Genomic DNA, 25,555 nt, shown 5'->3' on the forward strand with positions numbered 1-25,555 from the left:
GGCTTCGGCGGTGGCGGCGGAATGGATGACGAAATCCCGTTCTAAGCTTCAGCTACACAGTTATGGAACCCCGGGCATTGCTCGGGGTTTTGTTTTTTACCCATCTGCTTGGTAGCTTTACTGTGTTCTGTGGCTGTTTAGCCTCCTTGTTCACGCGTTCCTTCTCGCACGCTGCTCCTAAATCTGCGGCGGGATAACTGCGAAATTAGGTCACTCCAAACACCAGTTAAAATCGGAATTAACTAGCGAGCGACTACTTTTGGCAAACCAAACGCCTGCCCATGCACCTCTGATTAGCGTGTCCAGAATTGCTCCAACGATACCCTAAGAAAATTCCGTGGGCTGCGCTGCCGCGTAAAGCCAGCGCACCATTGTGTCATAAGAATAAATTGGTACGCCTGCTGCTTTTTGAATGTCGTGGGCAAATGGCACCATATTCGAGCACTCCAATAAGAGCGCACCTATATTCTCGGCTTTCGTTGCCAAGCGCGCTGCCTCGATAAGTTCTTCGCGGGCTAGGGCGCGGTCTATGTCCGTTGCATTGCCAAGATAAACACGGCGAAACTCGCAGTTCTCTGGCAGGCCATGGATATTTAGTTTGCTGCAGTCAATCGGTTCGGGAAAATGGCGAGGGGTAAGCGTCTCCCTGCTAATCGTCAGCACCGCAAGCTGCTTGCTTGGGGCCAAAGCAAACTGAATCGCTGGAATTTGTGCAAGAGACGAGCAGCAAACGGGTACCGAGAGCACCTCGCTCATCTGCCTTTGGAAAAGCCCAAGGAACCCACAGGTCGTGGTGATTGCACAGGCGCCCCTATCAATGAGTAGTTGTCCAGCCTCTATAAAAGGTGCCAGCAGCGCTTCATCTTGCAGCTCTACAACGCGAGCAGGACCAGCCCCCGTAACACGTTCTATAATAACAGGAAAATCGTAACTATCTGGGTTGCCGATGTCGCCCAGAAGACGGGGAAACTGGGTCTCTAGCGAGAGCACTCCAAGCGGCATTTTCTGGGTCATTTCAAGAGGCCTTTGGGACGCTGAGAAATTCAAAATGAGAATTTATCGACATTTTATCGTTGACTTCTTACTAATATACGCAAAAGCATGTATGGGGTATTTATAGGGATAAGAGCAAGGGCACGGGAGAGCTTTTAAGAAAATGCAAGCGCAGGCATCAAAACCGGAAAAGCCGCTGAGTGTTGCAGTGGTCGGCGCTGGCATAGTGGGCGTGAGCGCGGCCATCTGGTTGCAGCGCGCAGGCCATGATGTAACGCTCATTGACCGTGAAGGCGCAGCCGCTGGCGCTTCTGCTGGCAATGGCGGCGTGTTGGCAGCTTGCGCTGTTGTACCGGTCACTGCTCCCGGCCTGATCAAGAACATTCCCTCCATGGTGCTTGATCGCAATAGTCCGCTTTTCCTGAAGTACGGCTACCTGCCAAAGATGGCGGGCTGGGCTATGAAATACCTGAGCCATGCGAACGCGCGCGATTGTGCACGAACTGCCAAGGGGCTGGCGCAGCTTCTTCCTGATAGCTTGAGAGAACATCAGGGCCTCGCTGAAGGAACGGCAGCTGCTCGTTACATCAAGCCTTCCAGCTATTACTACCTCTATGCCGATGAAGCGGCCGCCAGCAAAGACGCCTTTGCATGGTCCTTGCGAGCCGACGCAGGTATCAAGACCAAATCTCTGCAGGGCGAAGCGGTTAAAGCAGCCCTACCTGATTTTAACGGGGCAGGCGATTTCGCCATCGCGATGGATGGACACGGCTCGATTGCTGATCCCAAAGCCTATGTGGAAACGCTCGCGGCTCACGCGCTTGGCAACAAAAAGCTTGTTAAGGCGAAGCTGCAAGACCTGCGAGAGAACGAAGACGGCACTGTGACCCTCGCTTTGGAAGGGGAAGGCAACAAAACCTTCGACCGCGTTCTCATTGCTACCGGTGCCCAATCGCGCCTGCTTCAAGACCTGCTTGGCTGCTCAATACCGGTAGAAACGGAGCGGGGCTATCATCTGGATCTCTATGAACCAAGTTTCATGCCGGACGCTCCGGTTATGGTGGCAGGGGCAAAGTTCGTCATTACGCCGATGGAAGGGCGTATCCGCCTTGCTGGAACCATTGAGTTCGCAGGGTTGGAAGCTGAAGCATCCGACAAACCAATCGAGTTACTAAAGCGACAGGTTAAGGCCATCCTCCCGGGCCTTACCTGGCGCGGTGAGGTGCCGTGGATGGGACACCGTCCGGCACCCACAGATTCCTTGCCGCTTCTTGGCCGAGTGCCCGGCAAGCGCAACACCTTTATTGCCACCGGTCATCACCATGTGGGCATGACAGCCGGTCCAAAATCAGGCCGCCTTATGGCGCAGCTCATTGCGGGTGAAGTGCCTGATGTGGACCTGACAGCCTTTGATCCGGCCAGATTTTCAAAAAACCAAGAGCAACACCACCATCACTAGAACGTGCGCAAGTTGACTTTAACCTTTAACTATCGAGGGGACATAAAACGATGGGTTATATGAAAACATTGCTTGCAAGTGCTTCGGTTCTTGCTGTGTCTTCCATTGCTGCTTCCGCTGAAAAGTGGGACATGCCAATGGCTTACTCCGACAGCAACTACCACACCCAGAACGGCAAAATGTTTGCTGATGCGGTGAAGGCTTGTACCGATGGTGAACTGGAAATCACCGTTCACGGTGGTGGTTCCCTGTTCAAGGGCGGTGAAATCAAGCGCGCTGTTCAGCGTGGTACGGTTCAGATCGGCGAGCGTCTGCTCTCTGCACACGCAAACGAAGATGCAGCATTCGGCTTCGATAGCGTTCCGTTCCTTGCAACTTCTTTTGATGCAAGCGACAAGCTCTACAACGCTGCAAAGCCTACTCTGGAAGAGACTATGGACGAGAACAACCTCGTGCTGCTCTATGCTGTGCCATGGCCGCCACAGGGCCTTTACGCGAAGAAAGAAGTCAACGGCGTTGAAGATCTGGAAGGCGTGAAGTTCCGTGCATACAATGCGGCAACCGCCCGTCTTGCAGAGCTTGCCAAGATGATCCCAGTACAAATCGAAGCAGCTGAGCTGACACAGGCGCTGGCAACCGGCGTTGCGGAAGCGTTCGTTTCCTCCGGCTCTACCGGTTACGACCGTAAGGTTTGGGAACAGCTGACCCACTTTTACGATGCGCAGGCTTGGTTGCCACGTAACTACGTGTTCGTGAACAAAGACGTTTACAACGGCGCTTCTGAAAAGGTGCAGAACTGCTTGAAAGAAGCAGGTGCTGAAGCTCAGGCGAAGGGCACCGCAAAAGCCATTGAGCTGACCGACTTCTACCTCAAAGGCCTTGCTGAAAACGGCATGAGCGTTGCAGCGCCTGGCGACAAGCTCAAGGCTGATCTTGCTGAAATCGGCAAGACCATGGCTGACGAGTGGAAAGAGGTCGCTGGTAAGAAGGGCGAAGCGATTCTGGAAGCCTATTCCAACCAGTAAGCCTTTGTTTGAGCCTGCGTGATCGGGCAAGGCGGGAGGGGCAGTTCTCCCTTCCGCCGCAGGCTCAAAGATAAAACCCTGCGGCTTTTAGAGTGTTCCTGCGTGAGCACGCATCATTGCACTCACTCTAGAACTTTGTTGTCGCGCCAATTTTGAAACTCGAAAGTCCTGCAATATTTCGAGAGTGCGCTTCTGCAAAAGCCAGTTTGGGCCAACCACACTGAAACGAAGAAGTTTAGCCAATGACCCTGCTGCTTAATACGCTGCGCCGTACGTTGGATTTCCTTTACAAGCTCGGAGGGGCAATTGCCGGGCTATCGTTACTTGGAATTCTGATTACTATTGTTTTACAGATGGTTGCGCGGTGGAGCGGAACCAATTTCCCAGGCTCTACCGCCTATGCGGGCTACCTTATGGCCTCCGCATCCTTCTTTGCCTTTGCCTACGCGCTGAACCACGGCGCACACATCCGCGTTTCCCTGCTGCTCTCCCATTTAGGACGCTTCCGCCGCATGGTTGAAATCTGGTGCTTCGGCGTCGGGGCAAGCCTTGCCTGCTACTTCACCTACTACGCGTGGGATGCTGTCTACTGGTCATGGAAGTTCAACGATATTTCGCAGGGCCGAGATGCAACTCCGCTTTGGATTCCACAAAGCGCGATGCTTATTGGCAGTGCCTTGTTTGCAATCTGCCTTGTTGATCATTTTGTTCGTCTTCTTGCCGTTGGTACCCACGGTATTGAAGCCGAAATCCTAGAAGACGTACCGCAGGAGTAAGGCCATGGAACACCTTTATCTGACGGTTCTCTTCCTCTTCACACTGTTCTTCCTGCTTGGCACTGGCGTATGGGTCGGCCTCGCGCTCATGGGCGTTGCCTATGTGGGTATGGAACTGTTCACCACCCGTCCGGCCGGTGAGGCGATGGTAACAACCATCTGGGGTGCGTCGTCCTCTTGGACGCTGACCGCACTGCCGCTATTTATCTGGATGGGGGAGATCCTCTACCGCACGCGTTTGTCGGAGGATATGTTCCGCGGCCTTGCCCCGTTCATGTCACGGCTTCCCGGTGGCTTGCTGCACACCAACGTTGTGGGCTGTACAATCTTTGCTGCTGTCTCGGGCTCTTCCGCAGCAACGCTGACAACGGTTGGCAAGATGTCCATTCCAGAGCTGCGTAAGCGCGGATATCCAGAAGGCATGATCATCGGCACGCTGGCAGGGTCTGCAACGCTTGGCCTCATGATCCCGCCTTCGCTTACGCTCATCGTTTATGGCGTATCCATTAACGAGAGTATCTCCAAGCTGTTCATGGCGGGTATTGTGCCGGGCCTCGTTCTGGCTAGCCTTTTCATGGCATACGTCGCGCTGTGGTCTGTCTTCAAAAAAGATCAGGTGCCACCAAGAGAACCGGCTATGAGCCTTGGCGCAAAGCTATGGGAAGCCCGCTTCCTGATGCCTGTAATCGCGCTAGTGCTGTTTGTTATCGGCTCCATGTATCTGGGCTTTGCAACAGCTACAGAGGCGGCAGCCTTCGGTGTGCTGGGTGCGCTGGTTCTTTCTGCATTGCAGGGGTCTCTCAGCTTCAAGACGTTCACTGACGCACTTATGGGCGCTGTTAGAACATCGGCCATGGTGGCGCTCATTCTGGCTGGTGCATCCTTCCTGTCGCTCTCTATGGGCTTTACGGGTCTACCGCGCCAGCTAGCTGAGTGGATTGCAGATATGCAGTTCACACCAACCATGCTCATCATGGCGCTGCTGGTGTTCTACATCATCCTTGGCTGTTTCCTTGATGGCATCTCCTCTGTGGTGCTCACAATGGCGATTGTGGAGCCGATGATCCGTCAGGCAGGCATTGATGTGATCTGGTTCGGTATCTTCGTGGTGGTTGTCGTTGAGATGGCGCAGATCACGCCGCCAATCGGGTTCAACCTGTTTGTACTGCAAGGAATGACGCCGCACCAAATGAACTACATCGCCAAAACGGCGATACCGATGTTCCTCATTATGGTGGTCATGGTGTTCATTCTCATCGGCTTCCCCGAGCTTGCCACTTGGTTGCCGGACAACATGAGTGCGCGGCCTTAGCCACTTGAAGTGAAAGCAAATAGAAAAGGGGAGCGAGATGATCGCTCCCCTTTGTTTTTTAGCAATGTCGCTAGCGATTATTCCGCTGCAGTGTGACCTGCATGACCGCCGGAGATTTCCTCCGTTTGGTCTTCAGTGAGTTCCTGAGGCAGAATAAGGTTCAGCACAATTGCGATCAGCGCAGCCGGAAGCAGACCGGATGTTGCAAGGATGCGAAGAGTATCCGGCAGGTACTGAAGTGCCTTTGGCTCAAGCTGCAAACCAAGACCGATGGAAAGCGCTGTTGCGAAAATCACCATGTTGCGGCGGTTCCAGTTCACGTCTGAAAGCATGGAAACACCGGCCGCAACCACCATACCGAACATGACGATCACGCCGCCGCCAAGAACTTCGATTGGAATGGTGGAAATGATCGCGCCAACTTTCGGTACAAGGCCAGCCATAACAAGGAATAGAGCACCAATGGTCACCACATGACGGCTCATAAGGCCGGTCATGGCGATAAGGCCAACGTTCTGGCTGAAGGAGGTGTTTGGCAGACCGCCAAAGATACCGGCAACAGCCGTACCGAAGCCATCAGCGTATGTAGCGCCTGCAATTTCTTTGTCGGTTGCTTCACGGCCAGCACCGCCCTTGGTTACGCCGGAAACGTCACCAACAGTTTCAACTGCGGAAACGAATGACATCAAGCAGAAGCCGATGACAGCTGCAAGGCTGAATTCGAAACCGAAGTGGAACGGAGATGGAATTGCAAAGTTTGCAGCGCGGCCAACGTTTGCAAAGCTGACCATGCCCAGAGCATAAGCGACCGCATAGCCGGCCATAAGGCCAAGGATTACAGCAGAAACAGACAGCATGCCGCGAGCAAAGAACTTGAGGCCGAGTGTAACCACAATCACCACAAGCGCTACGGACCAATTGAGAAGGCTGCCGTATTCAGGCGAGTTCATTGCAGGTACGCCGCCAGCAGCATACTGGATGCCGACTTTTACAAGCGAAATACCGATCATGGTCACCACAAGGCCGGTTACCAGTGGCGGCAGCGCAAAGCGAATGCGGCCAATGAAAAGGCCAAGTACAGCGTGGAAAAGACCACCAACCAGAACACCGCCAAACAGCGCAGGCAGCGCTTCAACGCCTTTACCTGCAACCAGCGGGATCATGATTGGAATAAACGCAAAGCTGGTGCCCTGAACGATTGGCAAACGAGCGCCAACAGGGCCAAAGCCGATGGTTTGGAATAGCGTTGCAATGCCCGCAAAGAACATTGACATCTGGATCATATAGATCATCTGCGGAAAGTCAGGCGAGTTGGACCCGAACCCGAAGCCCGCAGCACCTGCAACAATAATTGCTGGTGTCACGTTGGAAATGAACATAGCCAGAATGTGTTGCAGCCCCAAAGGAATAGCTTTCACAAGCGGCGGTGTGTAGTTGGGATCGCGCATTTGTTGCGCGTTGCCCAAGGATGAATCGACTGACATTTCTTTCCCCTCCTTGAAATGCAGTTGCGACGTGATCTAACTGTTTTTTCTTGTTTAGCTGTGGTGTTCCTCTTCAATGGTGTATGGCGCTTCGAACCAGTGTTCCTGAAGGTTATTGCCAGGTCCGATACGGTCAACCACGGCAAACAGCCCCGGCTCCGAAAGCGGTGTCAAAACCCCGTGCCATACATTCCGATGAAAGTTGATCCCTTGACCAGCTTGGGTGATGAAAGCAAGCGGTGTGCCAGGTACGCCGTCCTCGTCTGGCGCAACAATGACGAGGAAAGGTTCCCCCGTCATTGGAATAAAAGCCTGCGATCCAAGCGGGTGCCGCTCTACCATATCAAGCAGGTAGGGTAGGGTGCGCTTTTGCGAATTAAATAGGCTAATGCCTGTTCGTGCATCATCTCCCACGATATCAATCGCTGCCAGATCGTGATGGCGACCACATAGCCCTTGATTGATAATCATGTCAGGAGCCTCGCCCAGCTCCAGCACATCGCCAAAGGGGGCGAAGGCTTCACGTGTCAGCGGGCGAGGGTGAATGGTACGCGCCATCAAAAGGCTCCCGATGGCAGTGAGCCTGCGCGGCCCAGCTTGGCGTGACGGTTTACGTCTTTGTAAAGCAGGTAGCGGAACCGACCCGGACCACCAGCGTAGCAAGCTTGCGGGCAGAACGCGCGCAGCCACATAAAGTCACCGGCTTCCACTTCCACCCAATCTTGATTGAGCTTGTAGACGGCCTTGCCCTCAAGCACGTAAAGGCCATGCTCCATTACGTGCGTTTCTTCAAACGGAATAACCCCGCCCGGCTCGAATGTGACGATATTAACGTGCATGTCGTGGCGAAGGTCGGATGGTTCTACAAAGCGGGTGGTTGCCCAACGCCCTTGAGTATCCGGCATAGGGGTGGGCGCAATCTGCTTCTCGTTGGTGACGAAAGCCGTCGGCTCGTCGATGCCCTCTACAGCTTCGTAGGATTTGCGAACCCAGTGGAAGCGCAGCGGCGCGGACGCGGCATTTTTAACCGACCAGTCGGCGGACGCAGGAATGTAGGCATAACCGCCGTCTTCCAGTGTATGTACTTCGCCGTTGATGGTGAGGTTCATCTGGCCTTCCACCACGAAAATCACAGCCTGTGCACTCGGGTCAGTGTCCGGCTTTTCGCTGCCACCGCCTTCTAGCACCTCGACGATGTAATGGGAAAACGTCTCGGCAAAGCCAGAAAGGGGGCGTGCGATAATCCACGCCCGCGTTTTCTCCCAGTGCGGCAAGGCGCTGGTCACGATGTCCTTCATGACACCATGCGGAATGACGGCGTACCAATCTTTGAAGATGGCGCGGCCTGTCATGATTTGCGTTTGTGGCGGATGCCCCCCGGTGGGAGCAAAATAACTACTCGAACTCATAAAGCCTCTAATGCAGATTTTATCTGCACCGCAGCCCATAAACGTCTGCGGCTATTTCTAAACTTGCGTTTGCAATGCAACATCTGGCCGGTATCAGCCTGCATCTTTTGAGGGGTTACACAGCAAGACTCTAGTTATAGTAGAGGCAATCCTCCGCGTTTTTCAAAAAAATCCCGAAGGTCTTTCAGATATAATTTGTTAAAGCGCTGTCTGCATGTGCTGCGGTGCAGTGCGTTCGCTTAGCGCCTGTCTGCATTGCTGGGACATGAAGTCGATGAAAAGCCGAAGTTTCGGATCAAGAAACCGCCTATGTGGGTAAAGGCAAACCAGCTCGACAGGCACTGGCGGTGTCTTTTCACATACAACGACGAGGTCGCTGCGCTCAAGGTATTCGGCTACCTCAAAAAGCGGCTTATTTATAATGCCATGCCCTGCAAGCGCCCATTCGGTTAGCACGTCGCCATCGTCAGATTCGAACGGCCCTTTAACGTTGTAGGGGCGAGCTTTCCCATCCGCGCCGACTAGGTTCCAACGGTGATCAGGGCATCCGGGGAACCGCATTAGAAGGCAATCGTGATCTTTACCTGCAAGTGCTTCGCCATTCTCAGGGTGACCTTTGGTGCTTACATACGATGGTGAAGCGCAGAGCACCCGCTCGCACTCGGCAATCTTGCGACGTTTAACGGTCGAGTCCTCAAAGGTGCCCAGCGCAAAAGCTACATCAACCCCTTCACCCGCGATATCGATTGAATGGTCCGTGAGGCGTAAGCGGACATCAATACCCGGATGTGCTTGCTTGAAGATAGGAACGCTTGGCGCAATAAACCTACGCCCAATACCGAGCGGCGCAGCAGCAAAAATGGTGCCCTTGTGTGACCCTGATAGCTCAGCAACCTCTGCTTCCGCCAGTGCAACGCTTTCCAGAATATTCAACGCGCCTTTATAGTAGGTGCTTCCATGTTCGGTTGGTAGCAGCGTTCTAGTTGTCCGGTTAAATAGGCGGGTGCCAAGGTGCTTTTCCAACTCACCAATGCGGGCAGAGGCAACTGCAGCCGATACACCAAGATCGCGTGCAGCAGCAGACATGCTACCAAGCTCGAACACACGAACGAACATCTGGATGTTGGTGAAATAGCTCATCAAGACTACCGAAAAAGAGGTCACTACGAAGTTTCACCAATCATAAGGTGAAGGTGTCACCTGATGCAATAAAGGGATGAATCGGCAAATCCTGAATTGTCTTCCCTTGGGGGATATACCAGCATTGGTAGGAAAATGGTCTAATCTGCCCGATAGAACACAACCAGTTCTGTGAATCAGAAGTAAATCCCAGTAATTTCATAATTGACAAAATTACCTATAGAATGTCTATTCAGGCCAGCTTCTGGTCCCAATTTGAACAAAATTCACTTGGGTTAAAAGGGAACACGGTGACGGCGCGAGCCGAAGTCCGGGACTGCCCCTGCAACTGTAAGCGGAGAGCTGGCTCTAATAAATGCCACTGGCCTTTGAGAAGGTTCGGGAAGGTGAGAGTTCAAGCGATGACCCGCGAGTCAGGAGACCTGCCAGTAGTGGTCACGATCTCGTTGCGCAGGGAGCGTAGTGAGGCGGTTCTCCGTTTACGTGGCTGTTATCCGCCGGCAGTTTGAATCGGGGAATCCATGCCCGTTTCCTTCAGCTGAACTTGATATTTTTATGGCTCGCCAGCACCGTTGGCGAGAGCTGTGGACCTATGCAGTCAATTCAAAAAAAGAGTAGTTTTGCCAAAGTATTGTTGGCAGGCGTCGCCCTTCCTGTTCTAGCGCTTCCTGTAAGCGCAACGGAGACAATCGAGCTAGATACAATTGTCGTTTCGGCCAACCGTACCGAAACAGACAGCGATAAAGTGGGCTCCTCCGTTACTGTCATCGATAGTTACGAACTTGCTGAGGAAGGCTCTCTATTCATTCAAGATTTCCTTTCCCGTGCAGCTGGTATTTCAATGGCAGCGACCGGTGGTCCGGGCGCGAATACCACTTTGCGCATGCGCGGTTTGAACCAGAACTACATTCAGGTTCGTGTTGATGGCATTGATATGTCCGACACTGCAGGCACCCAGGTCTCCACCGCGTTCCAGCACTTGCTCACCAATGATGTTGAGCGCATCGAGATCCTTCGCGGTTCCCAGTCTGCACTTTATGGCGGGCAGGCAATTGCTGGTGTGATCAATATTGAAACCAAACGCGCTGCTCCCGGTGAAGTCGAACAGACTGCACAGGTTGAGGGCGGTAGCTACGATACTGTAAACGTCTCCTACGGCATCAAGGCGGGCTTTGAGCGTGGTGATATCGCCCTGAACGCCCAGCACTACCAGACCTCTGGCTTCTCCTCTCTCGATGAAGACGAACATTTGATCGCAGACGATGATGGCTACAAGAACACGACACTTTCCGGTCGCGGCAGTTACGATCTGACGGACACTCTTTCAGTCTACGGTGCCTTCCGCTACTCGACGAGTTCCGGTGAGTTTGATGATAGCTATGGTCCAAACGCCAATTCTGACGATGAGGTTGACTACGATCTGTTCGCAGCCCGAGCCGGCGTAAAGCTCGATGCTTTCGATGGTCGGTTGCAAAATGACTTGTCTTACCAGACAACCAAGATTGATCGCGAGTATCGTGGCTCAAACCCAAGTACATACGAAGGTAAGCGCCACGCTATCGAATATCTCGGGAACTTTGCTGTAAACGATAATATCGACTTCATTTTCGGTGGTGACTGGAAGCGCGAAGATGCATCCAACTCCTACGGCCTTGTTACAGACAGCGCTATCTGGGGCGGTTTTGGTCAGGTCGCATGGCGCGCCACCGATGCTCTGACATTCAACCTGTCCGGTCGTCATGATCAGCATTCTGAGTTCGGAGGTCATAATACCTGGCGTTTTACCGGCGCGTACAATCTGGATGAGGCAACAACACTTCGCACCAGTGTCGGTACTGGCTTCCGCGCACCTTCCAACTACGAACTTTATGACCCGTATAGCGGTAATGCCGACCTGCAGCCAGAAACGAGCATTAGTTTTGATGCAGGAATCGATCGCAAATGGTTTGATGATCGCCTGACAACGAGCCTGACCTACTTCCACATTAAGACGACTGATCTTATCGAGTGGTCTTATGACACCTATCGCTACAAACAGTTGGAAGGTGATAGTGTTAATCAGGGCGTGGAAGTAAGCACTGCTTGGACGTTGAACGACTATCTAGCTCTTTCGGCTTCTTACACCTATACCCACACCGAAGACCCTAATGGCAAAAAACTGGCCCGCCAGCCTGAACATCAGATCGGCCTTGGCTCTGTTTACACGCCAACCGATCAGTGGACCCTCGCTCTGAACGGTGTCATTGTTAATGACACAATCGACACCGACGGAAAGGCACTGGACAACTACTTCCTGCTCAACGGGCAGGTAAGCTACGAATTGGAAGAAGGACCAACCCTATATCTGCGGGCTGAAAATATTCTGGATCAGGATTATCAGACCGCACGTGGCTATGGTACTGCCGGATTCTCCCTGTATGCAGGTATCCGCGCAAACTTCTAATTCCATCAAAATACCACTCCCGTATTAGCGGGAGTGGGCAAAGGGTCATCCGCGTGCGGGCAAAAATAAAAAAACTAAGCAAAGGCTCGGCTCTCGCTGTTTTTGGTGCAATGCTTTTTGGGCAGGCACCCGATGCAGCCGCCAGCGAGCCACCGCGCGTCGTTTCAATGAACCTTTGCACCGACCAGCTGTTAATGCTGGTAGCTCAGCCGGAGCAAATCCTATCGGTCTCTGAACTTTCCAGAGACCGATACCTCTCCATGATGCATAGAGAATCCAGTCATTTCCCTGCAAACAAGGGTAGGGCGGAAGAGGTTTATCTTTATAAACCTGATCTGGTTTTGGCAGGCAGCTACACATCCCATGCAAGCGTTTCCATGCTTCAAAACCTCGGCATTACGGTAGAGCTGTTCTCACCGCTTGGTAGCCTTGCCGACATTCCAAAGGCGATTGAACGTGTTGGTGAGCTTGTTGGGCAGACTGAAAAAGCAAAAGAGCTTAATGCAGCCTTCGAACAAGCGCTCAAAGTGGCTCAGCAAGGTGATCAACGGGACGAGGTTAGGGCTGCTACTTTTTATGCCCGCCGGTATACCGCTGGATCGGGAACACTGGTTCACGACACCATGGAAAAAAGCGGCCTTAAGAACGTTGCCGCTGAGCTTGGTCTAAAAGGCACTCAGAGCATGCCTTTGGAAATGCTGGTAATGGAAGCGCCGCCGGTGCTGGTTGTTGGTGCACCTGTTTCTGAGGGCGAAGCGTTGGCCTTTGAGGTTCTCAGCCATCCGGCTTTTGATCGAACCACGGCAAAGGACGGTCTCGTTATCATGAAAGACCGCTATACAATCTGCGGGCTTCCTTATATTTCTGCGGCTGTCGAGATGCTTAAAAAAGCAGGAGACAAAGTCGCAACCGCTGCAAAGGGCAACTCGTGAAAATTTCCGCGCGAACATTCGCGCTTTATACCGCGCTTTATACCGCGCTTATCCTCGGGCTGATCCTTGCCTTCTTTACCTCAGTGGTACTAGGCCCAGCCTCAATAGATGTGCGTGAAGGGCTAATGGGTCTAGTTGGTGTGGGGCCAGAACCTGTTGTCGTCGTTATGCAAGAAATTCGCCTGCCGCGCGCGATCCTAGGGGTGCTCATTGGTATGACGCTCGGTCTTTCCGGTGCTGTCTTGCAAGGATATCTGCGCAACCCGCTGGCCGAACCCGGCCTTGTTGGTGTGAGCGCTTCTGCAAGCCTTGGCGCTGTGATCGCGATTTATTCCGGCCTTGCCACTTTGTTTCCCATGGCTCTGCCGCTGTTGGCGCTGGCTGGTGCCGCAGTCTCCGGCGTGCTTGTGCAAATGCTTTCCGGTAAAGGACAGGCTCTCACACTAATCCTTGCAGGTGTTGCAATCTCAAGCATTGCAAGTGCGCTTACGTCTCTTGCGCTGAATATGTCGTCCAATCCGTTTGCAGCAATGGAAATTGTTTTCTGGATGCTGGGCTCGCTAGAAGACCGCTCCATGGAACACATCAAACTTGCAGTTCCTTTCATGGTGGTTGGCTGGTTGATGCTGGCAAGCGTTGGCAAAGATCTAGATCTGCTCACATTGGGTGAAGATACGGCCGTCTCAATGGGCGTGAATATGAAGCGTCTAAGCTTCACTGTAATCACCGGCGTTGCTGCAAGTGTGGGCGCTGCAACGGCTGTTGCAGGTGCTATTGGCTTTGTTGGCCTTTTTGTTCCGCACGTTATGCGGCCACTTGTCGGCAATCAGCCTTCCAAGCTTTTGTTCCCGAGTGCACTTGCGGGCGGTATTTTGCTAAGCCTTGCTGATGTTGGCGTGCGCGTTATTACGCCAGATAGCAACTTGAAACTCGGCGTTGTAACTGCGCTGATTGGTGCACCGTTCTTCCTTTGGCTGGTTCTTTCAACCGGCAGAAGGGAGCTGCAATGGAGATGATAAAACTAGAAAATCTCGGTGTTCGCCGTGGCAATCGCCAAGTGTTGGATGCTATCAGTTTTAGTGCGGGCGCCGGAGAGCTCATCGGTGTGATCGGCCCCAATGGCGCCGGTAAATCCACATTGATGCAGGCCGTAATTGGACTTGTCCGTTCAACCGGAACAATCGAGATTGCCGGCAACGCCTCTGGCTCAATGAAGGCTAAAGACCTCGCGAAGCTGGTTGCCTATTTACCTCAAGAACGAGAGGTGGCGTGGGGCCTTACGGTAGAAAAACTCGTAGCGCTAGGCCGTATTCCATCGCTCTCCGGATTTTCTCAGGTCTCGCAAAAAGATCTGGAGATCGTTGAAACTGCCATCAATCAAATGGAAGTTGGCCACCTCAAGAACGCCTGCATAACAAAGGTGTCAGGCGGGGAGCGGGCGCGGGTGCTGATGGCAAGGGCTTTGGCGCAGGATACGCCGATCCTGATTGCAGATGAACCCGCCGCCGGACTGGACCCAGAGCATCAAATTCACCTGATGGCGATCCTGTCGCGCATTGCAAACCAGGGAAAGACGGTTCTGGTTTCCTTGCATGATCTAAACCTTGCTGCTCGTTGGTGTTCGCGTCTTCTGGTGCTGGAATCTGGAAAAATGAGAGCTGACGGAAATCCTGATGTTGTTCTGGATAGCGCCTTGGTAGAGGATGTGTTCAAGGTGCGCAGCGTGGCTGTAGAGGTAGAAGGCCAGCGGGCGTTCCTTCCTGTCTCCCGCGTAGATCAAGGACAGGGCGGTGCAAGCGCGGCAAATTCAATAAGGGCGCAAGAGAATGCTTGAGACGCTAACAAATTACCAGATGGCCTTTGCTGGCGGACAACTGGCCGAGCTTGTCGAAAAGGGCGGTGTCGTCGTTGTTTGTCTTCTGGTTCTCAGTGTTTTGGCTTTAACCATTGCATTCACCAAGCTCTTCCAGTTTTTGATGCTTGGAGTTGGGCGCTCTGCTCGTATTCAGCGGGTGACCGATCTGTGGCAGGCAGGTGATAGACAAACCGCATATGCAATTATGAGAGGTGAGCGCTCTCCTGTGGCCCGTGTGTTGGAGCATGCCATGGCAGCAATGCTTCACAACGATGTGCCCAGCGCACTGGTAAGAGAAGACGTAGAGCGCATTGCAGGCAGGCAGCTTACTCAGTTGCGCCGCTTCTTTCGTGCACTGGAAGTTATTGCGCAAGTTTCACCGCTCCTCGGTCTATTCGGTACGGTGCTTGGCATGATCAGCGCGTTTCAGGCAATGTCCGCAGCAGGTGCTCAAGTGAACCCAGCAGACCTTGCTGACGGCATCTGGGTCGCGCTTCTTACAACGGCAGTTGGTCTTGCTGTTGCAATTCCAACGTCCATGTTACTGGCGTTTTTAGAAAGCCGTGTTGATAGGGAACGGGCAGCAATGGAAGATCAAGCCACCTTGCTGTTCACCAACGGTCTCAAGCCGGATACTTCCAAAATCGCCGCATAAAACAAAACCGCCGAGAGTTCCTTCCGGCGGTTTTTCTTTGTCTTTATCTAGCGGCGCTCACTCGCTGAAGAGCGATTGACAATCCGGCAGGCAAGTTCAACTCGCCGCGGCACACGCTCCAGCTCGCTGAGCTGGTCGCGCAGCATATCAACCGCAGACATGCCAATCTCCTTCATCGGGATTTGGCTGGAGGTTAGCGGAGGATCAAAGAATGCGCCTTGCGGCAGGCCATCCATTCCCACGACTGAAACATCTCCAGGTACCTGCAAACCTGCCCGCTTCAATGCCTGCACAGCGCCGAAAGCAAGGCCGTCACCTGCACATAGAACTGCGGTAAAGTTCTGGCCGTTCTTGTCCAAGTACGCCTTCATGGCAGACTCTGCAGCTTCCGGCCCCCAATCAGAAACATTCAAGAAACGGTTCATCCAGTTTGGGCTTTCAGCAGTAAAAGCATGGGTGCGCCACCCATCAATGCGTTCTTCGATGGTCCGGCGGCCGCGTTTGGCCATAAAAAGGATGTCCTTATGTCCAAGCGAACACAGATAGGACGTCGCGTTGGCAGCAGAAGATCGATTGCATGAACCGATACTGGAAATCGCCATGCGCGGATCGTCACCGTTTACGAGAACAACAGGCTTGTGACAGGAGCGGGCGAGGGAGAGTGTTTCCTCATCGTCCATACTCAGCAGCAAAAGACCGGTAATGCTGTCTTCCCGCTCTACCATTTTCACAATGTCGCGCTCTTCACTCGGTGAAGAGATATAGCGCGTGATGACATTGACGTTATTTGCAGCAGCGCGCTCCATGATCCCTTGCAGGACAAATGTGGTGAACTGGTTCCGCTGAGAATCCACCATCGCGGAATTATCAGTTGCGACAATAATGGTGGAGCCGGAAATAGAGTTGACCGTGAAATAGTTCAGGGTTTTGGCCGCAGCCAATACCTTTTCACGCAGGTCAGGGCGTACACCCGGTGTTCCGGAAATCGCACGCGAAGCTGTGCTCAAGGAAACGCCACAATATGCTGCAAGATCAGAAAGGCGAACTTTCTTGTTGGACTTCTTGGCCACGAAACGGATCTCCGGTTGGCTGTTCACATGAAAAAAACTTTCATGTAGCGCAATTAATTTTCTTGATGCATAACATTATCAAGAGGGCCGAACAAAGAAAAAATACGGCCACCGCAAAAGTTTCGTGCTTCTGTTTTGACAAGTCTCCTTGTTGGAATTGTGAAACAGGAACACATTTGACTAAGATTCTGTGCATTTGAGCGTCTTGGACGCTGAAATGGCCTGCTTCATAGGAAGCAGTGAAAAAAGAACTGAAGGCGCAGAGAAAAAACTAAATAGCGCTGAAAACTTTTTTCATGAAGCAGGCTCCTTTTCGCCATTTGGCCAAAGGCAACAGGCAACGGCAACCAGAGAGATAGTAAGAGGTAAGCTCTCATGACCATCGCCACCGAACTTCTTGGCCACACAAAAGAAGACGGCTTCATTACTCTGCACACCAACAATGCTGACGTTCGCATCATTTTTCTGAGCGACGACATTGTTCGTATTCGCGCTTCTTTCGACAAAAAGTTCGATGAAGCTTCCTACGTGCTGACCAAGACCGCTTGGGAAGACCGTATGGACGAGTTCATGAAAGAAGAGCGCACCCGCGTTGAACCACTTCAGCCTGAGTTCCGCGAAACCGCAAAGCGCCTCATTCTGCAGACTTCAAAACTGAAAATCAGCATCACCAAGAAGCCTTTCGGTCTGGAAATCTATGACAGCGAAGGCACTTTGCTGCACAAAGACCTGAAAGAGCGCGCATACGTTAAGGACCATCTGGGCCGCGTATACCACTTTGCTGAACGCAACAACGAAGATCGTTATTACGGCTTTGGTGAAAGCGCTGGCACTTTGGACAAGCATGGCACACGCCAGCGCATGAACCCGAAGGATGCTTACGGCTACGATCCGATCAAGCAGAACTGCCTTTACAAGCACATTCCGTTCTACATCAAAATGCTGGGTGAGAGCCGTAACGCGGTTGGCCTGTTCTACCACAACATGTGGCAGAGCGAGTTCGACATGGGCGGTGAGCACTCCAACTACTGGCACCATTACAACTACTTCGTAGCTGATGGCGGCGATATCGACCTGTTCTTCATCTATGGTCCAACCCTTGCAAAGGTTGTTGAAGGCTACACCGACATCACAGGTAAGAGCTACATGCTGCCGCTGTATGCATACGGCTACATCGGTTCCACCATGTACTATCCGGAACTGCCGAAAGACTGTGACACGGAAATCCTCGGTTTCATCGACAAGAACCACGAAGAAGGCATTCCGGTCGATAACTTCCACCTGTCTTCCGGTTACTGTGCTGATGAGCACAACATGCGCTACTTCTTCACTTGGAACAAAGCGCGCTTCCCGGATCCTGCAGGCTACTTCAAGGCTATGAACGACAAGGGTGTAATGAACACCCCGAACATCAAGCCGGGCATTCTTGTAACCCATCCGCATTATGATGAGTTCGTCGAAAACGACGCCTTCATTAAAACCAGCGACGGCGAAGGTATCTACGTTGACCGTTGGTGGGGTGGCCCAGGTTCCTTCATGGACTTTACCAACCCGAAAGCCCGTAACATCTGGAAGGTCATGGTCAAACGCTCCCTGACTGAGTTTGGCATCTCCTCCATCTGGAACGATAACTGCGAATACGACCTTTCCGATCATATGGCGCAGGTCCATGGTGAAGGCGTAACCAGTCCGGTTGGTGAGGTTAAGGCTATCCTTCCTAACCTGATGTGCCGCATGTCTCACGAGGCGATTGCTGACACCAGCCCGAACGAGCGTCCATACGTTGTGTGCCGTTCCGGCGGTCCTGGCATCCAGCGCTATGCTCAAACATGGTGTGGTGACAACGCGACTTCTTGGGATACCCTGAAGTGGAACATCTCCACCATGCTCGGTATGAGCTTGTCCGGTGTTGCAAACCAGGGTGCTGACGTTGGTGGCTTCCAAGGCCCTAACCCTGAAGCAGAACTGCTGGTGCGCTGGGTTCAGCACGGTATCTTTATGCCACGCTTCTCCATCCACTCTTGCAACAACAACAACACCGTAACCGAACCGTGGATGTACGCAGAGCACACCGGCCAGATCCGCGATGCTATCAAGCTTCGCTATCAGCTGATGCCATACATCTACTCTTTGGGTTACGAGGCAAACGTCACCGGCGCGCCGATCATGCGTCCGATGGTCTACGAATTCCAGAACGAAGCGAACTTCGACAACGAAGGCGTAGACTTCATGTTCGGTTCGTCTCTGCTCATAGCAAACGTCGTTGAAAAGGGCCAGACCAAGCGTAAGGTTTACCTGCCGAAGGGTAGCAACTGGTACGACTGGCACACCCATGAGTTCTACGAGGGCGGTCAGACCATTGAGTTGGACGTAAATCTGGACTCTATTCCGGTATTCCTGCGTGACAACGCGATTGTTCCGACCACTGAAGGTCTGTTCTCTCTTGCAAAAGACAAGATGGACTACCTGAACATCCTCATCGTTCCGGCGCAGGATAACTCCTTCACCATGTACGAAGACGATGGCAAGTCCAACGACTACAAAAACGGTCAGTTCCTCAAGACCACCATCGATATGCAGGGCGGTGCACGCACTATCCTGAACTTCCGTAAGGAAGGTGAGTTCAAGTCCACCGTCAAGAACGTTGTTCTGGACGTGCTGAACCACAAGAAAGGTGCGTTCTGGGTATCCGTTGCAGGTGAGCGTATCCCTCAGTTCCTCGACCGCAACAAGTGGGATGCTGCCGACATGGGCTGGATCTACGACGCCGGCAAATCTTCCGTTCGTGTGAAATACCCGAACATTGAAGGCGACTACGAAGTTGTTGTGAGCTTTGAGGACTTCGACCTCATCGGCATGACTATCGAAGACGATAGCGAAGAATAAAACGCTGAAGGGTTCGGGAAACGCCCTCAGCCACTTGGGGAGGCCTCTGGCCTCCCTTTTTTGTTGTCTGATGGCCAAACGCTTCAGCTCCCATCTGTCAAAAACGCCATGGCTGTTATGCTAGGCCATCTCACAGGGGTGTTAAGAAGTGCAGCGGGATACGGCACAAGAACTCGCCTCTATCACGGTTAAGTTGCTGTTCCTGCCTCTATATTTCTCTACCTGTTATAAATAACGTCTATCATTCCAAGGGCACGATTTTCGGCGGAAGCAGCTAGGTTAAAGGCAGTGTAACCGCAACGGAATCATGGCCTTACATGCTGGCAACTGACTACTTTGTAATTTTGTTTCTGCTTGCCCAGCTGATGTTCCTTCTGGCGGCCTATATCTTTGCGATCTCCGGTATTGATGATCTGATCCTCGATCTCATTTTCTACCTCGGCCCACCATCCAAGCGTGGCCCGCAAGCAAACCGCACTCAGGCAGAATATATGGAACTATGTGGGCATCCGCCGCCCGCGCATTTTGCGATTATGCTGCCCGCTTGGGATGAGGCAGACATTCTTTATTCCGCTGTTCGGCGAATGCTGCGAAATCTGGATTATCCTAACTACGTTATATTCATTGGCGTTTACCCCAATGATCCGCGCTCCATAGAAGAAGCGCAGAAGCTACAGAGCGAGAGTGACAGGGTGCGTGTGGTGGTTACGCCAGAACCCGGCCCAACCTGCAAAGCGGACTGCCTGAACGCGATCATCCGCGGTATAGGGGAGTTTGAGAAACAAACCGGAATACGCATCGAAGGCTACCTGATGCAGGATGCCGAGGATGTCATCAATCCGGAAATTCTGAAAATTCTAAATGCGGGGCTTACTCGCTATCCGGCTGTTCAAATACCGGTGCTCTCGCTGATACGCCGCCCCAGCAGAATGGTGGCGGGCCACTATATGGACGAGTTTGCGGAGTCCCACTCCAAGGATATGCTGGTCCGCCAGTATCTTTCAGGCTCAATTCCCGGTGCCGGAGTTGGCACTTGCTACTCACGAAAAGCGATAGAAGTTGCCAGAACGCTCTACGGCGAGCCGTTCAACACATCCACTCTGACGGAGGACTATGACCTTGCCATGCGTCTTCACCGTCATGGCATTGACCACGCTGTCTTGTGGATCCGGTCGGAGGTAGAAGGCGTAAGGACGCCCTATGCGATCACTCAGGAATACTTCCCCGCGGGCTTTTGGCAGAGTGTCAGGCAGAAGACGCGCTGGACTATCGGGATCTGTTTTCAAGGCTGGCAACTGATTGGTTGGCGTGGAACATTCATGCAGAAGTTCTACTTCTGGCGGGACCGGAAGATGATTTTCTTCAGCCACGGTATTTTTCTCGGCTACGTGGCGATCACTCTATACGCCGGCCTTTGGGCTTATCATCAGGTCGATCCTTCCGGCTATAATTTCCCGCCGCTGCTTCCTCTGGATCACCCTATGTGGTGGGTCATATGGTTTAATGTGTTCCTGTTCTTCCATCGCATCATTCAGCGTCATGTCTGGACTTACTACCACTACGGCGGGCGAGCGACGATCTTGGCTCTGCCTCGTTATTTCGTTGCGATTACCATCAACTACTTTGCCATGTGCCGCGCGACGAAAATCTGGTTTGTCTATCTGTGGAACCGAAAGCCGATTGGCTGGGACAAGACACAGCACGAGTTTTTGGAGGATGAGGAGAATATCGATGGCGAGGTAACGAGATGATCGTCCATCGTCTATCGCCTTTCTCACTGAGCCTGTGTGTGGTGGCTATGCTGACAGTGGCCCACTTGTGGAGCGCGCCGGCCCGCGCAGATGGCCCACCACAAATTCCATTGCATGGTTCCTACTTGAAGCTACTGGAGAGCATTCAAGATAGTGACGGTTTTTCAGGGGCTTGGCAGCAGTTCAGGGCATTTCCAATGATGGATCGCGCAAACCGTTTGCTAAAAGAGAGCCGGTTTGAAGAAGCGCTTGCAGAAGTTGAGACACTTTTGGCCGTGGAGTCGGAATATCTACCGGCACTTTGGGTGAAAGCCTATGCTGCCTATCGTTCCGGGCGGGCGATGACAGCAGGTGAAGCCCTTGAAGGTATTATCAAAAAGGCTCCCAACTTTGCTCCAGCCCTTTTCTTTAGTGCGATAATAAGTGAGCAGGAGAACGAGTTACCTGTAGCCTTTGACAGGTACGCGAAAGCCTATGAAAACCGAGCAGAACTCACCCCGAACGATCAAAGAGCCGTAACTGACAAGCTGCTGTTACTCGCGCTAAAACTCCCGCAAACACAGGCGGTTATTGGTCGCTTACGAGCCTTGAATGTGGAGACTTCTCTTAGTGCGTCGCAGAGGGATAAGTTTGATGAGCTTGAACGTAAACTTGCTCAAAGCACGCTAAAGTCGGAGGATAAACTCCTTTCCGAACTCAAAGAAAAGCCGGATCAGAAGTCCCTTGCAGACCTATTGGAAGCAGCGGATAACCTCCTTAATGGCGGAGATGCGCAAGCCGCCTATACTCTTCTCACAGCCAACGAGAGTAAGGCAGCAATTGCTCAAGGAACTCATAGTGTTAAACAGCTACAAGACTATGAGCGGTTGCTTGCAACTGCTGCTTTGCGCGCTTGGAAACTGTCACCAGAGCAGGGGGCATATCTTCTAGGTCGGGCGAGCGAGCTTGGTGTCGCGGATCGATTAAGCCTAGCCGAGTATTACTATGGCAAGCTGGACTACTCAAAGGCGCTCACCGCGGTAACGAACAAAGGCGCTCTTCTCAAAACAGAAGCAATGACAAAGAACGTTGCTGAGCGTTATCTCATTGTAATATTGGAGATATCTCTAAAGCAAAAGAACCTGGTACTAGCTTCTTCAGCGGGGAACGCTCTGATTGCTCTGCCAAGCAGTTTCGAAGGTATCGTCCAACTAGCAGAATTGGCAAAGGGAAGCGATTGGAGAAGGCAAGCCCTTACACTCATTGAGACTTATCTCGATAAAAATAAAGGCCTTGTCGCAAATGCTCCCGCAGACAGCAGGGAGAAGCTGATTGAAGCAGCTCTTGTTCTTGCTGAAGAAGCAGGTGATCTGTCCCTTTCCCTAAAAGTCATTGACGAGCTGGAAGGCGACGTCAAAAACTGGCAGAAACTATCAGAACTCGGCCAGTCGCAGCTGAAACTGGGAAAGCCGGAAGTCGCACTAAAAGTCCTGACGCTCGCCAAAACCGTTGCTGACAAGCAGCCTACGATTAGCGCGCTGGACAACCTGCTCTACAGTGAAATGATGCTCGATAAAGCAGAGGCGTATTTCTCGCTTAGTAAACCTCAAGAGGGTTATCAAGCGCTCGTAGATGCTTATGAACGCGAGCCAATTCCGCAAACAATCCTTAGAGGTGTTGCGCTCATCAAAGGCGCCGAACCCTATCAAGCGATACTAACAGACTGGCTTAATCTGACTTCCCAGCCAGGTGATAATAGCGTTGAGAGGGCAGCTGCACTCTTGCAGGTCGCACGCGAATTGAAAAGTGATGGGGAATTAGAATTGGCCCTTCACGTTTATGAGCTCAGCAACACGCTTCATCCGCAAGCAGAAGCGCGACTTGAGGCGGGTTACCTTGCGCTTGATCTTCAAAAGAGCAGTAAAGCCATAGACTTGGTGAAGGAGGATCAGGTAGGGGAAACTCAAGAGGCGGCGGGCAGAATTCGCTGTGAAGCCTTTCGCCAGCAGGGGCGAACGGGCGAGGCTCTATCCTGTGCTCTAAATGAGGCGGCGGGTAATCCAACTGACGCGCAGGCGCTGAAAAACGTCGCTTACTATGCAAATCTTACTGGCAACGTTGGCACTGCAGCCCGTTTTTTAGAGCGTCTCTACCAAGTTGAGCCCACCTTGGAGACTGCAAAGCAACTGGCGTTTCTCTATGAAAAAACAGAGCCTTCAAAAGCTATAAAATGGTTCTCCATTGCCTTTGAACGCTATGGAGATCAGCAGGCTGGCATGACGCTTCTTTACGGCGCGCTGAAACGGGGGGATTGGAATGCCGTAGCAAGGGTTCTGCCTCGGCTGCAGCTTTCCAAACTCTCTCGCAAGCAACAAGGAGAGGTTTATGAAGCACGCGCCAGATTGACATTGGAACAGGCAGGTCCAAGCGACGAAGAGCGGCGGGAAGCCGTGGTGGCAGCGCTTGCGGATATGAAAAAGGCCCGCTCCCTAAAGCCGACCACTCAAAATCGTTATTCCATCGTAGCGTTTACCTTTGAACTGGGAGAGGTAGAGGAAGCGGAGCGCGAATACCAAGCACTGCCCAAAGCGGAACAAGAAACGGTGATAGCGCTGAATACCGGCGGTTTTATTGCAGATACTTTGGGGGAGTATTCTCTTGCAGCAAGTCGCTTTGAGCGTTCTTTAGCACAGGATATTGATCAGCCGCTCATTGTAGAGAACCTCGCATTCACATACCTGCGAGATTACAACAATCAAGGCGCGGCAGATATGTTCCGGCTTCGTCTGGGAATGATGCAGGCACCGTCGCCAGACCTTGAAGAAGAGCAGAAACGGCAGCAGTTCCAGCGCCAGCTGAGGATACTAGAGATCCCGTTTTCATTTCTTGCTTTTAACGGAATGAGCCCTTCGAGACAGAATATACCGCTGGCCGGTGGGGTGCTGGGTGTGCCCAGCAGCAGTCCCTTCGGTTCGGTTGAGGTAACCTACAGGCCGCCATACATCGGCTTTATGAATGGCCGCGTCTTCGAGTTTGTTGGTCGAACCCAATGGGCCAATAAGCGAGGCGGATTCAGGCCGGATCCCGATACTTGGCAAGGGGTGATCGGCGCGCGGTTCAAACCATTTGAAACTCAAAACCTGAAACTTGGGATCGAAAAGTTTCTTAAAATTGGGGACCTTACGCAGGATAATTGGTTAATTCGCGCTTTGTGGTCCGTCACCTATGGTGGTGACTTTCTGCCGCTCATTGATCCCGAGACCGGACAGCCGAAAACAGGTGGTCTTTATTACAATCTCTACCTTGAGGGCGGAAAATTCCTAGAAAAAGAAGCTACGGCGCTTTTCTATGGAGACGCAAGAATTGGTTACAGTTTTAATGTTTCCGGTAATACTATTGTTTTGCCATTTATTTATAGTATCGGCAGCGGTAATTGGAACGACAATATAGATGCCTTTGCCGCGGAAGCGGGGATTGGGGCAATCATAAAATACCGTGGTTTTGAGAACCAGTTTTATGGCCCCCTTGTAAATATTGAACTAATCGGGCGTCTTGGACACGAAATCTACAACAACAATGCGGACCTCACTGATCGCATTCTCTTGGGGCTTCAAGCAAGTTTCTAAGAAATTGCTGCTGCTAACTGTGCCATGTTTTTGCCTTTTCCTGTCAGGGTATACATTTGCTGCCGCACGTCCTCAGTCAGAGCCTATCGTTCCAGCCTGTCACATCCAGCTGTCCAGCTTTCTTCAACCGTGGGGAGACCATTATTCCGCCGATGTAGAGGAGTGGGAAGGCGTTTTTAAACGCCACAAAGAGTTGGGGTTTCAAACAGTAATTCTTCAATGGTCGCATTGGGGTAAGCGCCCTTATGGGGAGCCTGTCGTTCCTGATTGGCTAAAGTCTGCGCTTGTTGCTGGCCGCAATACCAAAGTGTCTCTAAAGATCGGAACACTATATGACCCAGGGTTTGACAGGGGCCTGAACGGCGAAAAGCCAATTTGGTATCTAAAAAAGCACCATGATTGGAACTTGGCCTTTGCCTCCAATCTTGCGGGTTTTCTAAAACTGCATCCTGAACTGATACCTGCGTTTTCCGGCTGGTACATTTCTGACGAGGTTGATAGCAGTTGGCTTCTCAATCTCTCAAAAAAGCGGCTCTTAACGGCATACTTTCAGGATATGAGCACTGGCCTGAAAAGGAACATTAGCGCACCTGTTAGCATGACGGGATATACGCAGGCCGCCGTTGTTTCGCCAAAGCTCGCCGAGCGTTGGGCAGCCTTTTTAAACAATACGGCAGTTCAGACACTTTACAGCCAAGATGGCATCGGGGCAGAGCTTCAAACCCATAATAGCGCTAAGAAGTGGAATGAGTTGTTAGGA

The 25,555-nt window shown here is 52.3% G+C and carries 19 protein-coding genes and 1 riboswitch; of the genes, 13 read left to right on the top strand and 6 right to left on the bottom strand.

The features are described from left to right. Positions 1–324: 324 nt before the first annotated feature. Positions 325–1,014, bottom strand: coding sequence for an aspartate/glutamate racemase family protein (locus E1162_RS01340; protein WP_155125840.1), 690 nt, complete (start codon positions 1,012–1,014; stop codon positions 325–327). Positions 1,015–1,156: 142 nt separating this feature from the next. Between E1162_RS01340 and E1162_RS01345 the strand changes: the two genes are divergently transcribed. From E1162_RS01345 to E1162_RS01360, 4 genes are all read left to right on the top strand, one after another. Further along, the gene (locus tag E1162_RS01345) at positions 1,157–2,452 is read left to right on the top strand and encodes an NAD(P)/FAD-dependent oxidoreductase (protein WP_155125841.1); all 1,296 of its coding nucleotides are present in this window, start codon (positions 1,157–1,159) and stop codon (positions 2,450–2,452) included. A 50-nt stretch (positions 2,453–2,502) separates the two neighbouring features. Beyond that, entirely contained in the window at positions 2,503–3,477 is a 975-nt protein-coding gene (locus E1162_RS01350) for a TRAP transporter substrate-binding protein (RefSeq protein WP_155125843.1), read from the top strand. A gap of 242 nt (positions 3,478–3,719) precedes the next feature. Beyond that, complete coding sequence (locus E1162_RS01355) at positions 3,720–4,253, top strand: TRAP transporter small permease (protein ID WP_155125845.1); 534 nt, start codon at positions 3,720–3,722, stop codon at positions 4,251–4,253. Between the two features lie 4 nt (positions 4,254–4,257). Next, positions 4,258–5,565 (top strand): TRAP transporter large permease, encoded by a 1,308-nt coding sequence (locus E1162_RS01360; protein WP_155125847.1) that lies wholly within the window; start codon positions 4,258–4,260, stop codon positions 5,563–5,565. A gap of 77 nt (positions 5,566–5,642) precedes the next feature. Here E1162_RS01360 and E1162_RS01365 read toward each other — a convergent pair whose 3' ends face one another. The 4 genes from E1162_RS01365 to E1162_RS01380 form a co-directional block, all read right to left on the bottom strand. Further along, positions 5,643–7,049 (bottom strand): uracil-xanthine permease family protein, encoded by a 1,407-nt coding sequence (locus E1162_RS01365; RefSeq protein ID WP_155125849.1) that lies wholly within the window; start codon positions 7,047–7,049, stop codon positions 5,643–5,645. 54 nt (positions 7,050–7,103) lie between these two features. Continuing rightward, positions 7,104–7,607: an ureidoglycolate lyase gene (locus E1162_RS01370; RefSeq protein WP_155125851.1), complete on the bottom strand. Its 504-nt coding sequence runs from the start codon at positions 7,605–7,607 to the stop codon at positions 7,104–7,106. Further along, on the bottom strand, positions 7,607–8,458 hold the full coding sequence (locus E1162_RS01375; RefSeq protein ID WP_155125853.1) for a bifunctional allantoicase/(S)-ureidoglycine aminohydrolase: 852 nt from the start codon (positions 8,456–8,458) through the stop codon (positions 7,607–7,609). The genes E1162_RS01370 and E1162_RS01375 overlap by 1 nt, the downstream gene beginning before the upstream one ends. A gap of 198 nt (positions 8,459–8,656) precedes the next feature. After that, positions 8,657–9,598 carry a LysR family transcriptional regulator gene (locus E1162_RS01380; protein WP_155125855.1) on the bottom strand — a complete coding sequence of 314 codons (942 nt, stop codon included), beginning with the start codon at positions 9,596–9,598 and terminating at the stop codon, positions 8,657–8,659. A 228-nt stretch (positions 9,599–9,826) separates the two neighbouring features. Beyond that, positions 9,827–10,042, top strand: a riboswitch (cobalamin riboswitch). A 148-nt stretch (positions 10,043–10,190) separates the two neighbouring features. Between E1162_RS01380 and E1162_RS01385 the strand changes: the two genes are divergently transcribed. Genes E1162_RS01385 through E1162_RS01405 form a run of 5 tightly spaced genes read left to right on the top strand, consistent with a single transcriptional unit; the run spans position 10,191 to position 15,483 of the window. After that, positions 10,191–12,041 carry a TonB-dependent receptor plug domain-containing protein gene (locus E1162_RS01385; protein ID WP_155125857.1) on the top strand — a complete coding sequence of 617 codons (1,851 nt, stop codon included), beginning with the start codon at positions 10,191–10,193 and terminating at the stop codon, positions 12,039–12,041. Between the two features lie 53 nt (positions 12,042–12,094). Then, positions 12,095–12,973 (top strand): ABC transporter substrate-binding protein, encoded by an 879-nt coding sequence (locus E1162_RS01390; protein WP_155125859.1) that lies wholly within the window; start codon positions 12,095–12,097, stop codon positions 12,971–12,973. A 2-nt stretch (positions 12,974–12,975) separates the two neighbouring features. Then, complete coding sequence (locus E1162_RS01395; RefSeq protein WP_371311758.1) at positions 12,976–13,989, top strand: FecCD family ABC transporter permease; 1,014 nt, start codon at positions 12,976–12,978, stop codon at positions 13,987–13,989. Beyond that, complete coding sequence (locus tag E1162_RS01400; RefSeq protein ID WP_257098559.1) at positions 13,986–14,807, top strand: ABC transporter ATP-binding protein; 822 nt, start codon at positions 13,986–13,988, stop codon at positions 14,805–14,807. The genes E1162_RS01395 and E1162_RS01400 overlap by 4 nt, the downstream gene beginning before the upstream one ends. Then, entirely contained in the window at positions 14,800–15,483 is a 684-nt protein-coding gene (locus E1162_RS01405) for a MotA/TolQ/ExbB proton channel family protein (protein WP_155125863.1), read from the top strand. The genes E1162_RS01400 and E1162_RS01405 overlap by 8 nt, the downstream gene beginning before the upstream one ends. Positions 15,484–15,530: 47 nt before the next feature. Here E1162_RS01405 and E1162_RS01410 read toward each other — a convergent pair whose 3' ends face one another. Beyond that, positions 15,531–16,553: a LacI family DNA-binding transcriptional regulator gene (locus E1162_RS01410; RefSeq protein ID WP_371311757.1), complete on the bottom strand. Its 1,023-nt coding sequence runs from the start codon at positions 16,551–16,553 to the stop codon at positions 15,531–15,533. A gap of 375 nt (positions 16,554–16,928) precedes the next feature. Here E1162_RS01410 and E1162_RS01415 point away from each other — a divergent pair, with 375 nt between their 5' ends. From E1162_RS01415 to E1162_RS01430, 4 genes are all read left to right on the top strand, one after another. Further along, on the top strand, positions 16,929–19,439 hold the full coding sequence (locus E1162_RS01415; protein ID WP_155125865.1) for a glycoside hydrolase family 31 protein: 2,511 nt from the start codon (positions 16,929–16,931) through the stop codon (positions 19,437–19,439). A gap of 317 nt (positions 19,440–19,756) precedes the next feature. Further along, the gene (locus E1162_RS01420) at positions 19,757–21,190 is read left to right on the top strand and encodes a glycosyltransferase (RefSeq protein ID WP_155125867.1); all 1,434 of its coding nucleotides are present in this window, start codon (positions 19,757–19,759) and stop codon (positions 21,188–21,190) included. Positions 21,191–21,924: 734 nt separating this feature from the next. After that, positions 21,925–24,795 carry an NfrA family protein gene (locus E1162_RS01425; RefSeq protein WP_257098560.1) on the top strand — a complete coding sequence of 957 codons (2,871 nt, stop codon included), beginning with the start codon at positions 21,925–21,927 and terminating at the stop codon, positions 24,793–24,795. Next, positions 24,746–25,555, top strand: an 810-nt coding sequence (locus E1162_RS01430) for a DUF4434 domain-containing protein (protein ID WP_155125871.1), incomplete at its 3' end; no start/stop codon positions are given. The genes E1162_RS01425 and E1162_RS01430, both read left to right, overlap by 50 nt.

The organism is Pseudovibrio flavus (assembly GCF_009711345.1).
GTDB classification, from domain to species: Bacteria; Pseudomonadota; Alphaproteobacteria; order Rhizobiales; family Stappiaceae; genus Pseudovibrio; species Pseudovibrio flavus.

Bases quoted from the DNA above. Each gene is read 5' to 3' on its own strand.
- E1162_RS01370 (WP_155125851.1), bottom strand. From the start codon at position 7,607: ATGGCGCGTACCATTCACCCTCGCCCGCTGACACGTGAAGCCTTCGCC.
- E1162_RS01340 (WP_155125840.1), bottom strand. From the start codon at position 1,014: ATGACCCAGAAAATGCCGCTTGGAGTGCTCTCGCTAGAGACCCAGTTT.
- E1162_RS01345 (WP_155125841.1), top strand. From the start codon at position 1,157: ATGCAAGCGCAGGCATCAAAACCGGAAAAGCCGCTGAGTGTTGCAGTG.
- E1162_RS01385 (WP_155125857.1), top strand. From the start codon at position 10,191: ATGCAGTCAATTCAAAAAAAGAGTAGTTTTGCCAAAGTATTGTTGGCA.
- E1162_RS01415 (WP_155125865.1), top strand. From the start codon at position 16,929: ATGACCATCGCCACCGAACTTCTTGGCCACACAAAAGAAGACGGCTTC.
- E1162_RS01380 (WP_155125855.1), bottom strand. From the start codon at position 9,598: ATGAGCTATTTCACCAACATCCAGATGTTCGTTCGTGTGTTCGAGCTT.
- E1162_RS01400 (WP_257098559.1), top strand. From the start codon at position 13,986: ATGATAAAACTAGAAAATCTCGGTGTTCGCCGTGGCAATCGCCAAGTG.
- E1162_RS01365 (WP_155125849.1), bottom strand. From the start codon at position 7,049: ATGTCAGTCGATTCATCCTTGGGCAACGCGCAACAAATGCGCGATCCC.
- E1162_RS01420 (WP_155125867.1), top strand. From the start codon at position 19,757: ATGCTGGCAACTGACTACTTTGTAATTTTGTTTCTGCTTGCCCAGCTG.
- E1162_RS01375 (WP_155125853.1), bottom strand. From the start codon at position 8,458: ATGAGTTCGAGTAGTTATTTTGCTCCCACCGGGGGGCATCCGCCACAA.
- E1162_RS01360 (WP_155125847.1), top strand. From the start codon at position 4,258: ATGGAACACCTTTATCTGACGGTTCTCTTCCTCTTCACACTGTTCTTC.
- E1162_RS01405 (WP_155125863.1), top strand. From the start codon at position 14,800: ATGCTTGAGACGCTAACAAATTACCAGATGGCCTTTGCTGGCGGACAA.
- E1162_RS01355 (WP_155125845.1), top strand. From the start codon at position 3,720: ATGACCCTGCTGCTTAATACGCTGCGCCGTACGTTGGATTTCCTTTAC.
- E1162_RS01350 (WP_155125843.1), top strand. From the start codon at position 2,503: ATGGGTTATATGAAAACATTGCTTGCAAGTGCTTCGGTTCTTGCTGTG.